Source organism: Streptomyces sp. NPDC107521, from assembly GCF_055598485.1.
Genome location: NZ_JBVKAT010000026.1, coordinates 53,623 through 65,906, shown reverse-complemented (window position 1 = coordinate 65,906; position 12,284 = coordinate 53,623). Strand labels below are relative to the sequence as shown.

Here is a 12,284-nt window from a genome sequence, read left to right as displayed (position 1 = left end):
CCAAGGGTTAGTCCGACGACGCACGCGGCGCCCGCTTTTTTGAGTGCGTGTGCCGCACTTCCCATAGAGCCGCCGGTCGTGAATGTGTCATCGAACAGCAGGATTCGCTTCCCCTTGACGCCTCGGTTCGCTAGGAACAGATCGGGAACTATCTTCGCTCGTCGGGTTCCTGCTTTGGAGGCGTCCATCTTTACAAGGTGACCGTGCGTCCATTCGCTAGAAAAGTTCTGCACGCGCCCTATGACTTCATCTAAATGGCTCACGCCGCCTCTTGTTGAGGAGTGTGAAGGCATAGCGATCTTTAAATCAAAGGCTCCGCCATAGGAATACTCTATGCAGTCTAAGTGTTTCCGCATGAAGGTCCAAAGTAGGGCTCCTAGGGGTAAGCGCAACCAGGAGTCGGCAGGCTCATTTTTTGCTCGCCAAAGAATTCCTTCGAAGCCGTCACTCAACGAGTAGCAAATTGGGACCAGGCCATCTAGTACGTCGGAAAACGTGTAGCGACAAGCGTGGCAGTAGTCGTATGGCGTGCCGAGAGGGCCGACGCGGGTCGGTGTCCGGCACAGGGAGCAGCATGAATTTCCATCCGTGTCGAGTACGGATGGTGCAACATCCTGCTCCTGCAGCCACCGGACCCACCCTGCCGTGCTCCAGCCGCTACTGTCTGGGCGCGTGAAACGACGGTACGACAACCCTCGACCCCCTGCTTTAGCTCTACCCCTTTAGGAGAGGCTAAGCGCACAGTCCGTCGGCGGGCAATCACTTGACGTCAAGTAGGAGCTGTGTTGGTGCGGCGGGTGCCTTACTGGGTTGGGTAGACCCGGCGAGAATTTCGATCATCTGTTCGGTTTCGGTCACGGGCACCGCCCGTTGGGCGTCGATCATCTTGCGCGCCCATGGTTGCTCCTCCGCAAGGGACTGGAGTAGCAGGACGTGTCGCCCCTGTTCACCCGCAATGCGTGCCTGCATTTTAGCGCCGGACGTACTTGATGCCTCGATGACCACGCTACCGAGACTAATGCCGGAAGTTACATGATTCCGGCGAGGGAAGGTGTCCCTGCCTGGCGGGCGAGATGGCCAGAACTGGGAGATCAGTACCCCGGTTTCTGCGATCTGCTCCGCAAGTTCGTAATTTTCCTTCGGGTAACACTTTGTGATACCCGTGCCAATCACGGCGATCGTCCGGCGTTCGAAATAGAGAGCCGTTCGGTGAGCCTCAGTGTCTACGCCTCGCGCCAGCCCGGAAGAGATCGTGAAACCTGCCTCGCTCAGCTCGCGTGCGGCCCTTCGAGCGCGCGATAGTCCAACCTCTGTCGCGTTGCGCGTTCCTACGACGGCAACTGAACGCGCATCCGCCTTCAGGTCCAGATTTCCTCGATAGAATAGGAACGGTGGAAGGTCGGGTACGGTTCGCAAGTTCGCTGGGTAATCGGCGTCTAGGACCGTAACCAGCCGTGCGTCCACTTGCGCGGCCAGCTCCAGCTCATGCTCAATGCGCGACAAGTGCGAGCTGAGAGGCTGTTCGCGAAGCGCCTGTCGAAGGACGGGTGTGGCTTTGCGGGCCGAGGCTGATTCCTCGGGGATGAAGCCGTCGCAGAGGCTGTCGAGATGTCCGCTCGCGGCTCCCCTGGCGAGTACCGACCAGTCGACGCTCTTGCCCTCTGTGCGTAGCGAGCAAAGCGCTAAGAGGCGCATCTGCGTGTCATCGATCATCGTGCTTCTCCTTCTACTCAAAGATCACTGTTCGAAGGACCGGTCTCGGAGTTTAGTGTGGGGAGGACGCCTGGAGCTATAGATTCGCACGGCGAGTACATACATGAGAGCTTCGCAACGTTGCACGCTCAGTCTCGTAGGTGCGGCGACCGAGTCTGGGTGCGTGCGTACCGACCTCGACATCATCGATGTGCACCTAGCGAGTCCGATCTTGATTGGTCCGCGCCCTCGAAGCTGAGACGGTGCGCTGGGTGTTTCTGGTGCGTACCAGCGACCTGGCTTGCGACGTGTGGGTCACTTGAACTTCGCCTCGTGGAGGAGGCGAGCGGTAGCCGCGAGGAGGCGGGTGAGCTTCTCCCTGTTAGCCCCATAGGTCTTGAGGGCATGGCAGTTCGGGCATAGGGCGATCATGTTCCAAGGGACGTCAGGTCCGCCCTTGGCCAGGTCTTTAACGTGGTCGACTTGCAGGATGGGCAGGCCAGCTTTGGTCAACTCGTCGGGATGGCCAGCGCATTCGGGGTTTTCGCACTGCTTCTGGCAGCGCCGGAGGACCGCCCCTCTCGCGCTGGGGTCACGGACGTACCTATCGGCCTTCGTGGGCTTCTTCATCTGGCCCCGACACCTAGCGTTCGCCTCTGCCTTCTCTGCCAGACGCCGGTACGCTTCCTCGTCGCTCTCCGCAGTGTCCGGAGCCTCAGGCACGAGCGCGACATCGCTAGGGCGGTAGTCATCTGTGTCGTCGTGCAGCTCGCCTGTATCGGCCTCCAGCGCTTCAAAGACCTCACGGGGCCAGGTTTCACGCTCCGGTGATGGGACCGGCGCCAGCACCCAGAGGAACTCGCGCCGCGGCAGCTTGTCAGCACCGATGCCCCAACGTAGGCGGCGCTGCACGATCACAGCCCATGTCTCGAAGCTCCACTGTCCTCGGAACGGCTTGTGCCAGTAGCGCAGCGGACGTCCAGCAGCTTGGTGCTCGGCCATGAGCTCGTTGCCGTCGGTCAGCTTTTGGTCGCCAGAGAGGCCATCGCCGACATAGGCGATCAAGGTTGTATCCGGGATGCGTCCGTCCGCGTAGGGTCCCTTGTTATCCGAGAACACACTCAGGATGCCGTCGGCGAGACAGCCGATGCCCGCCATCTTCTGGCCGCCATAGACCCGCCAGATCGCATCGCGGTCCTCGAAGGTTTCACCGAGTACGGGTCGCAGTGCGTCCGCCCACCGGCCGGCGAGCAAGTCGTGAAGGCCGAAGTCTTCCAGCAGCCCTGCTGGGAGGACGTGGAAATAGCGGGCGATCAGTCCTGCCGCCGCTGCGGCAGCAGCCTCAGGCTGTGAGCGGAGCAGTTTGTAGTCGTCCTCTGGCAGTCCCGCGGGAGGGTCGACTGCATTGAGGGATGCCAGGGTGGGGCGGCGTGCTCGACTGGTCTGGGAGAGCGCTTCAGCTTGCTCAACGCTCCAGAGGTCGTCGCGCGTGAGGGCCCAGAACGGGTAGCGGGCCGCGTCCGCACCATCGTCAACCTGGCCGTACTTTTCCAACAGGGGCGCGACTGCGTCGCGAGTCGCCGACCACGGCTGCAAGCGAGGCGCACCGGCGACGGCCTGCCCGATGGCCCACAGGAGAAGGATGGGGCGGTGTAGGGCTGGGCCCTTAGGGCGACGGGCCGGCCGCACGTCGCCCACTCGCCTGTGGAAGGTTTTTGGGGGTTCGACGACGGTGAAGCCTTCCCGTCTCAGCCAGGCCACCGCGTGCTTGCGGCCACCACTGAGACCAGGTGATGAGGGCTTGAGAGCTACACCGAAGTCGTACAGGTGGGCGACGCCAGCTATGGCCTTCGAGTCGTACAGGCTGCCTTCGTGCTCAAGGAAGTACGTCGCCGCGGCGTGGAAGCCGTACTCAGCCCGAAACGCTTCCGGGCCGAGCCGATCGTGCTCCGCAATCGCCTGAAGGATGCCCGCGCGAGTGATCTCCGAAGGTGCCATGGGCGACACCGTAGATCAGGGCACTGACAGAGCTCTTCGGCGCAGCGCTGTCGGTCCGTCTCCGAGTCATGGTGGATGCGCGTGCCCCACAAGGGTCCTTTACCTGCCCGATTTTTCACGGCCACTTGAACCGGAACAACCGATGTGGTTGAGTTCTCTGCGCGCTGTATCCCCATATCCCCGGCTATGCCGACAATCCCCTGAAAGCAGCGCGGAAGGGCACCTTCATGCCTAAAGCTCAGTACGCCTATGAGCTCCCGGCCCACAAAGTGGACTACGGGAACGAGGTCGCGGTCAGCGACCTCAAGATCGATCCCCAAGCCCAGCGGACCCTCAATGAGGGCAGGGCTCAGCGCATCGCGGACAACATCGTCCGGGAGGCTATCGGCCTCATCATGGTGTCCCAGAGGGATGACGGCGAGATGTACATCGTGGATGGACAGCACCGTCACCGTGCCTGCCAGCTGGCCGGCATCCGCACGGTGAAGGCCGAGATCCACCACGGCCTGACGCTGGATCAGGAGGCGATCCTCTTCCTGATCAAGAACCGTGAGTCCCACAAGCCTAGGCCCATCGACGAATACCACGTGGGCCTCACCGGCGGGGTTTCTCTCTTTGTCGACACCGATCGAGTCCTGAAGAAGCACGGGCTCACCCTCGGCTCCACCTCCACCAACGGTGTGGGTGCCGTGTCCGGAGTCCTCCGAATCACGGAGCGGTTCGGCGCGACGGTCCTCGACCGAACCTTCGCCGTGGCCGAGAACGCCTTTGACCGCTCGCCGGAAACGTGGGACGGCATGATCCTCGGTGGCATCGGCCAGTTTCTCGGCAAGTGGGGGGAAATGGTCGACGACACGGAGCTCGCTCGAAAGATGCTGGCGCAGGGTACGGCGGCGAAGTGGCGAGCCGAGATCCTCAGCAAGTCGTCTCGTGGTGGGTTCAACAACAGCGGCACTGGGTCGCGCGTCACAACGGCATACCGTCTGGTCAAGTTCGCCTGGAACGCAGGGCGCCGGGCGGCGAACCGGATTCCGGACGCCTAAGTCAGCTGGTGCCCTTGCCGAACCCGGACGGGCATGAATCTAACGGCTTGACGGAATGCACGCGTTTTTGTGTCACGCGCAGGACGCCCCTGGTGGGTGCTGTGCGTGTCCGTGGATGGGACGTACCATGCGTCGCCTCGATGCTGGGACGCGATGAGCCCTGGGGTCCTACTCCAGGCATGCCCATGTCTAGAAGCTCTCGCCACCTTGCGAGATCTGTGTCCTCGAAGGTGGCGGACTTCTGCCGTGGCAGATCCCGCCGACGTGCTGTGCCCGTCTTGCCGACCGCATCGAAGGGTCAGCAAAACAGTGTTGTTCCAGCTCCCTGAAGGCATGCCCACGTGGACGACCTTCCTTGCGCTTGTTGTGATGCTCGTCGTTGGTCTAGTCCTGGCTACGGCGCGCGTCGTAAGGAACCTACCCAAGGACGCTATCAAGACCTTCTTCGATCACCGGACGAAGGTGAACGAGATCATTGCCAGTGACGCGAAGGGACGAGTTGCCACCGTCCAGAAGCAGCGCCTCGTATTCATGGGGGCCATGGGGGTGACGCTCGCGTGCGTGGTCGTCCTCACCCTTGCGATCGTGTCCTCCCCAAGAGGCGAGGAGACATCCAGGCAGGTACCTGCCCCAGCGAGCTCGCACGTTTCCCAGGCGCCCAAGTGAGGGTCGTTCCCCCAGGCATCCCCCAGGGGGCGCCTGGACGTGCGTACTCCAAGGTCAAACCAGTCAGGCGCGGCCCGCTGTAAATCTGCCGGCTCAGCCTTCCCAGGTTCGAATCCTGGCGCCGCCACACTGGGGAAAACCCCCTCTGAACAGCGAATTTCGCTGATCGGAGGGGGTTTCTTGTCTGTTCGCCCCCGGCCGTGGTCCTTTCGGCCGAGTACGGCGGTTGCGGGTTCGCAGGCCGTCGGGAGTGTTCCAGGGCGGTCTACGCTGCGGGTGTGGACGGTCTTTTGGGGCACGGTGCGGCCGGGGCGGGTCAGGTGCATGAGGATGCCTATCGGACGTGGCGCGCATCGTTGGTGACCTTGCTGGGCGATCCCTCGCAACTGGCCCGATGGCAGGAGCGCCGGTACCGGTTCGCTCACCGGGTGGGGGCGTTGTTGACCGGCGCGGAGGGCGGCAGCCCCGCTGTTACCGGGCCCGTGCTCTACGGGGTGTTCGCCTCCGGCGCCGGGCTCTGTTACGTCGGGCAGACCCTGGAGGCCGGGCGTAGGCTGCGGGACCTCCCGGTGGGTGAGAGCCACCACCTGGCCAACACGGTGCCGCCCGAGGTCTGGGAGAGGGTGGTGGTGATCCGCTGGCCGCTGCTGCTGGGAGGGGCACCGGAGGCCGAACGGGCGGATGTCGAGGACATGGGCCGTCAGGTCTGCGGACTCGCGCTGGAGCACACGCTCCAGGTGGCGACCGCACCGCCCCTGAACAGCCGCCGGCGGCTAACCTCCGGGGACTGGCGGCCCCGCGACCTCGCGCAGAGCCGTTCCCGCGGTGCCGTTCAGGCGCGCCGGATGCCGGGGCTCGGCGGACTTGCCCTCGGTGTCTGGACGGCCCTCTCGCAGGTGGCGGTGCCGAAGGGCTCGGCGGTGGTCACCCATGAGGCTGGCCGGGTGGTCTTTCCCTCGGCGCTGCACGAGTTCCCCGACGCGTGACCTGACCTGACCGGGCCGGGGGCCGCCCCCGGCCCTGAGAGCAGGTCAGGGGCGGAGGCGGGCACAACCCCGGGAGCGACCGAGGTGGGCGGGCCCGGTTCGCGCCCCGCGCTGAGCGTCCTGTTCAGGAGGCCGTCATCAGCGAGCATCGTCAGGGCGTATCCCCTCACGCACCCTCCACCCCGCACACCTCACCTTGTTCTCACGCACCCCGCCTCCCAAGGGCATCCCTCGCAGGCGCCCCTCCACCGTCCCCCCGAAGTCCCCTCCAGCCCCCCGCAGAGGACCTCAGGGCGTCACCGCAGACACCTCCTCAGGGCGTCCCGCCCTCCGGTGGGCCCCCCTGTGTGCCCGTCGGGGGCTGGGGCTGGATCAGGACCGTGGGGTCGTTGCCCTTCAGTTGCTGCCAGACGCCGACCAGGGCCACCAACTGGGCCACGAAGAAGGCCAGTTGGACCGAGGCTGTGCGGAGCTGGTAGATGGACAGGAGCAGGGTCATCCGGGTCGGCCAGTAGTGGTCCTCCTGGCGGAACGTGTCGATGTCCATGGCCACCCCGGTCGACGTGAGGACCAGAACCGTCAGGGCCACGTCCAGCGCCCAGGTGCCGAAGGACTCGCCCAGGGCGCGGGTGATGACCCAGTGCAGGGCGACCGGCGCCGCGTACACCAGGCCCAGCCCCAGGGCCTTCGCCGGGCCCCGGCGGCCGGGCAGCACCCGCCACAGCGCGCCCAGGACGAAGCCGGCCGCCGCCCATATGGCCTCCGAGGCGATGACGTACTCCACCAGCCCGGCGATCCCGAACTGCTCCCGCGTCATGTTGGACCACAGCGGCCCGCGCACCCGGTCCGCCCAGAACGCCACCCCCGTGGCCGGCAGCGCGAGGACCGCGGCGAGGAGCGCGGCGCGGCGGGCGTTGAGCCACCAGGTGGCCCGCGGCCCCCAGGCCAGGGCCAGCTCGACGGCGTCCACCGAGGCGGGCAGCGGATCGCCGGAGTACGGGGAGGCCGTGTCGCCGGGGTTCCAGCGGTGCAGCTTGTCCAGCTTGCTCTCCAGCTCCGCCCGCTCCCCGTCCCGGTCGCCCTGCTCCCACTGGCGCAGCTGCGAGTGCAGGTCGCGGTACTTGCGCGCGGACTCGATCAGCCAGCGCCGGTCCGACTCCTTTATCACCGCCCGCAGCGGTGTCCCCGGCGCGAGTTCCTGCCCCAGTACCGAGCGCCGCCGTCCCAGCGCCAGCAGGGCCCACCCGGCGGCCAGCACCGGCGGCACGGACAGCAGCGGCGCCGGCAGCCCCACGTACCAACCGGGGCTGGGCGCGACCATGGCCACGAAGAACACGGCGAGGACCAGCGAGTCCGGCATCCGGGGCGCCACCCGGGCGGCACCCGGCGCCGCCGAGCGGGCGGCGAGCACGGCCAGCAGCATGGCCATCCCGGTCAGCCACCCCGTCCACAGGGGGAACCAGTCCGGCCAGGTGGAGGGGAACCAGGCCAGCCCCTGGTTCGCGACGTAGGCGAGCCGCCAGCGGTCGTAGTAGGGGTCCCAGCCGCCCGTGCTGAGCCATGTCTCCTGCTTCCAGGCGTTCCGGGTGGCCCACAGCCCTAGCGCGACCAGGGCGGCCGAGAGCGCGGCGCAGGCGGGCAGCGCCCACCAGGGGAAGCGGCCCCGCTGCGACGCCCCGGAGGACGTCAGCCGCGGCGCCAGGCGCAGGCGCTGCGCGGCCGCCAGGGTGCCCACCATCCAGACGAAGGCGACGCAGCCGCAGGCCACGGCGAGCCAGAGGAAGCCGTGGGTGTCCCGCAGGTGCTGGACGTCCTCGATGTTGTCCTCGTGCAGCCAGATGTTCGCGGGCAGCCCGAACCGCTCCGGGACGACGGCCACGGCGACCGGGTACGCCGTCGCGGCCACCACCGCCGCCACCGCGCCCGCCCGCGGTCTGCCGAAGAAGCAGAGCGCCGCGCCGCCGCACGCGGCCAGCAGCAGGTGGATGGCCGCGCGGTGCTCCGGCCACCAGGAGAGCACGCCGTAGTCCCCGGCGAGGCTCGGCATCTGGTCGTCCAGTTCGAAGACCAGCACCACCGCGGCCGTCAGACAGCTCCACAGGAGGAGGTTGCGCCGGGTGGCCGCCTCGGCCGGGGTCGGCACCGAGGACACCGGGGAGCGGCGCAACACGCGCACCAGGTACAGGAGTACGCCGAAGAGGGTGAGGTCCCACGCCATCCAGGCCACCGAGCGGGCCAGGTACCAGGGCTTCTCGTTCCAGCGCGTGGCCAGCGCCTTGGTCGCCGGCGGCTGGACCTGGACCACCACGTCCAGCGTCCTGCCCCCGGCCTTGGGCCGGGTCCAGGCGAGGTGCGTGGCCGAGCCCTCGGTCGGGGTCGGGGACACCGAGCGGGCGGCCCGCCCGCCGAGGTCCACCGTGATCCGCTGCCACCAGGAGTGGTCCAGCGCGGGCGGGCGGGTCAGCGCCAGCGTCCAGTACCGCTTGCCCACGGTGATGCGCCACGGCCCGAAGTCGCGGTCGCGCAGGTCGTCGACGTAGGTGACGGCGACCTGGTCGACCGTGATCCACTTCTCCTGGACCGTGACCCGGGGTGCCCAGGGGCGCCCCTCCGTGTCCCGGTACGGGTAGAGGTCGCCCGGGTAGCGCAGGACGCAGCGCATGGCGGCCCGGTACCGCTCGGTGTCCCCGTTCAGCAGCAGGTTCCGGGCGGGCTTCCAGGACTTGGGCACCTGGACGGACAACTGGGTCTCGGCCCGGCTGTAGTTCTCGCCGTCGTGCTTGAGCCGTACGGAGGTGGTCACCCGCGCGGTCCACAACTGCTTGACGTGGCAGTCGTCTTCGGCGGCGTACGACGCCGGTGCGCCCCATCCCCCCGCGGTCAGCAGCAGTCCCGTGAACACCAGCAGCAACAGCACGCGCCGCATCTATCGCCCCCCGTCGGCGTACTCCCGTTTCACCGAAAGTAGGGCAATCGCCGGGCGCTCGCCAAGGGCCCGGGAGGGGCGGGCACACTGGGCGCATGACCTTCTCGTCCGCCCGTCGCAGAAGCTGCCCCGAGTGCCGGCGCGACATCGCCGTCGTCGCCGGGCGGTACGCGCGCCACGACGCGCCCGGCACCCGGGAGAGCGGCGCCCTGGTCTCCTGCCCCGGCTCCCGGCGGACCGCCCCGCTCGGGGCCGCCCAGCCGTCGCTGGACGGCCATGTACTGCCGGATTTCCCGGGGCAGTTGCCGTTGTTCTGAGCGGAAGTCAGTTCCCCGCGACGGACTTGACCGCCACCGGCACCGGCGTCGAGCCGCCGATCAGCTCCAGGGTCAGACCCGCGGTCGCCGAGGTGTCCACCAACTCCGCGAGGACGGCTGCCACATCGTCCCGGGGGATCTCGCCCCGGCCGGTGCGCGCCTCCAGCCGGACCAGGCCGGTGCCGGGACCGTCGGCCAGCCGCCCCGGGCGCAGGACCGTCCAGTCCAGCGCGTCCAGCGAGCGGACGTACGCGTCGGCCGCGCCCTTGGCGCGCAGATAGGCGTCGAAGACCTCGTCGCCCGGGTGCGCCGGGTCGGCGCCCATGGCGGAGACGACGACATGGCGCCGCACCCCCGCCCGGACCGCCGCGTCGGCGAACAGCACCGCCGCCGCCCGGTCCACGGTCTCCTTGCGGGCCGCCCCGCTGCCGGGGCCCGCGCCCGCCGCGAACACGGCGGCGTCGGCACCCCGCAGCCCCTCGGCCACCTCCTCGACGGAGGCCGACTCCAGGTCCAGCAGCAGCGGTTCGGCCCCGGCGTCCCTCAGGTCCGCGGCCTGTCCGGCGCTGCGGATGATGCCCGCCACCTCGTCCCCGCGCCCGGCGAGCAGCCGCTCCAGCCGCAGCGCGATCCGACCATGACCACCAGCGATGACAATGCGCATGCCTTCGACCGTACGCCCCGCCGCCGACCGCCGCCGCACGATCCCGCCGGGCCGCCCCCCACGGGTGAACGCGCCGCCCAGGGACGGGATCGGGGGTTCCCCGGGGTCCGCCCCCGAGCCCTCCACCGCCGCGCGCCCCGGCCGCTCGCGGCGCCTCGGGCTCCTCGCGGCCGCGCATCCGGCTCCTCGCCGCCGTGCCCACGGCCCTCGCCGCCGGGCCGTCCCCTCGCTCCCGCCCCTTCCCGCCTCCCGCTTCCGCCTCCGGGCGGCTGTCCCCGCCTCCCCGCACTCCCGGTGGCCGTACCTCCCACGGGCGATACCCGCCCCTTCCCGGCCCCTGACGGCCTCCTGGCCGCCCCGGGAGGCGACTGTCGCCGCCCGGCGGCACCGGCGGGGCGCCGGGCGCTCACAGCCGCCCTCAGCGCCGCCGACGCACGCGACGAGAACCGGTGCGCCCGAGAGGCTCGGCACGCCCGACGTACCCAAGCGCCCGAGACGCCCGGCGCGCCCGACGTCCTCAAACGGTCGACGCCCCGACGCCCCGCCGGGCCGTGCACGCCCCGCAGCCAGGCACGCCCCCACCCGCCGCGAGGGGCCGCCGCCCGCCCCGGCCGCGCCCCCACGCCCCCCGCCCGCCCCTCATCCCGACCCTCCGCGCCCCTGCCGGGGCAGCCCCCGGTCCGGCCCGGGGGAGGGGACGGGGCCGGGGGGCGGCGCCGGGTCGCCGTACTCGCGGACGGCGCTGGTGCGGGAGACCACCCGCCCCCGGTGGATCACGACCCGGCTGTACGCCAGGGAGAGCGCGGCCGAGAGGTGGTCCGCGCGCACCGCCAGCAGCTCCGCCGGGAACCCCGCCTCGACCCGCACCTCCGGCAGCCCCAGCGCGCCCCGGGCCGCGCCGCTCACCGCGTCGTACGCCTCCTCGGGGCGCAGCCCGTGCCGCGAGGCCAGCAGGAACGCCGCCTCCAGCGGATCGCCCCGCCCCACCGGGTTGGACACGTCCCGCAGGGCCCCGCTCCCCGCCGTCACCCGCACCCCGGCCGCCCGCAGCAGCCGTACCGGCGCCGAGCCGCAGCGGGGCTCGACCGCGCCGCAGCCGCCCTGCGGCAGGCACGCCACCGTCACCCCGGCCGAGGCGAGCCGGTCGGCGGTCCGGGAGGCGACCTCGGCCGGCAGCCGCTCCAGCCCGCCGCACGGCCCCAGGGTCACCCCCGGGCGCAGCCCGCCCGCGGCCGAGGCCAGCCGGGACAGCCGGGCCGGGTCGGCGGCGTCGGTGTGCAGGTCGACGGGGCGCGCGTGCTCGGCGGCGATGTCCAGCACCGCCTCCACGTATCCCGCCGGGTCCGGGTCCAGGTCGGGGCAGCCGCCCACCACGTCGGCGCCCATCGCCACCGCGTCCCGCAGCATGGCCAGCCCGTCGGCCCCGGCCACCCCCGTCAGCAGCCTCGGCATCGCCACGGTGCGCAGCTCGACCAGCCCGTGCAGCGCGCGCCGGGCCCGCAGCACGGCGGCCAGGGTGCCGAGCGCCGGCACGTCGCCCACGCGCACGTGCGCCCGGGTCGCGGTCGCGCCGTGCCCGAGCTGGAGCAGGGCGGCCTCCGTGGCCCTGCGCCGCACCTCCTCGGGCTCGTGGGAGACGGGGCCGGGGAGGTCGGCGGTCAGCGCGGTGTCGGGGTGGGCGTGCGGCTCGGCCGGGGCGGGCAGCAGCAGGTACCCGGTGAGGTCGACGCGGGTGCCGGGTGCGGAGGGCCGCGCCGCCGTGAGGCTGCCGGCGGTGCCGACGGCCTCGATGCGGTCCCCGTGCAGCCGTACGTCCACGGTCCGGCCGTCGGTGAGCCGGGCCCCGGCCAGCAGCAGCGGCCCCGGGCCGGCCGGGTCCGAGCCGGAGGGGGAGTGGTGCGGCGGCTGCGGGTGGCTGTCGTGCATCGCGCTCCTCCGGGCTCGGGACTGCGCTGGGGGACGCGAGATCACGCAGAGTGGGAAGAGCGTAGG

General features: G+C 69.8%; 9 protein-coding genes. 4 read left to right on the top strand and 5 right to left on the bottom strand.

Features of this window, described 5'->3' with window-relative positions:
• Positions 1–759 precede the first annotated feature (759 nt).
• Positions 760–1,713, bottom strand: coding sequence for a DNA-processing protein DprA (locus tag ACZ7LB_RS28735; protein WP_471472119.1), 954 nt, complete (start codon positions 1,711–1,713; stop codon positions 760–762).
• 294 nt (positions 1,714–2,007) lie between these two features.
• Positions 2,008–3,690, bottom strand: a complete 1,683-nt coding sequence (locus tag ACZ7LB_RS28730) for an HNH endonuclease signature motif containing protein (protein ID WP_471472118.1) — start codon at positions 3,688–3,690, stop codon at positions 2,008–2,010.
• A gap of 227 nt (positions 3,691–3,917) precedes the next feature.
• On the opposite strand from ACZ7LB_RS28730, the gene ACZ7LB_RS28725 reads away from it, so the two are divergent.
• The 3 genes from ACZ7LB_RS28725 (at position 3,918) to ACZ7LB_RS28715 (ending at position 6,385) form a co-directional block, all read left to right on the top strand.
• Complete coding sequence (locus ACZ7LB_RS28725) at positions 3,918–4,733, top strand: DUF6551 family protein (protein ID WP_471472117.1); 816 nt, start codon at positions 3,918–3,920, stop codon at positions 4,731–4,733.
• A gap of 333 nt (positions 4,734–5,066) precedes the next feature.
• Entirely contained in the window at positions 5,067–5,399 is a 333-nt protein-coding gene (locus ACZ7LB_RS28720; protein WP_471472116.1) for a hypothetical protein, read from the top strand.
• A 359-nt stretch (positions 5,400–5,758) separates the two neighbouring features.
• Positions 5,759–6,385 (top strand): hypothetical protein, encoded by a 627-nt coding sequence (locus tag ACZ7LB_RS28715; protein WP_471472115.1) that lies wholly within the window; start codon positions 5,759–5,761, stop codon positions 6,383–6,385.
• Positions 6,386–6,698: 313 nt separating this feature from the next.
• Here the strand turns inward: ACZ7LB_RS28715 and ACZ7LB_RS28710 are convergent, their stop codons facing one another.
• Entirely contained in the window at positions 6,699–9,302 is a 2,604-nt protein-coding gene (locus ACZ7LB_RS28710; protein ID WP_471472114.1) for a DUF6185 family protein, read from the bottom strand.
• Between the two features lie 104 nt (positions 9,303–9,406).
• Between ACZ7LB_RS28710 and ACZ7LB_RS28705 the strand changes: the two genes are divergently transcribed.
• Positions 9,407–9,628 (top strand): hypothetical protein, encoded by a 222-nt coding sequence (locus ACZ7LB_RS28705; protein ID WP_471472113.1) that lies wholly within the window; start codon positions 9,407–9,409, stop codon positions 9,626–9,628.
• A 7-nt stretch (positions 9,629–9,635) separates the two neighbouring features.
• On the opposite strand, the gene ACZ7LB_RS28700 is transcribed toward ACZ7LB_RS28705, so the two are convergent.
• Together ACZ7LB_RS28700 and ACZ7LB_RS28695 are read right to left on the bottom strand one after the other, a co-directional pair.
• Positions 9,636–10,292, bottom strand: coding sequence for an NAD(P)H-binding protein (locus tag ACZ7LB_RS28700; protein ID WP_471472112.1), 657 nt, complete (start codon positions 10,290–10,292; stop codon positions 9,636–9,638).
• 639 nt (positions 10,293–10,931) lie between these two features.
• Positions 10,932–12,218, bottom strand: coding sequence for an amidohydrolase family protein (locus tag ACZ7LB_RS28695; RefSeq protein ID WP_471472111.1), 1,287 nt, complete (start codon positions 12,216–12,218; stop codon positions 10,932–10,934).
• Positions 12,219–12,284: the final 66 nt, after the last annotated feature.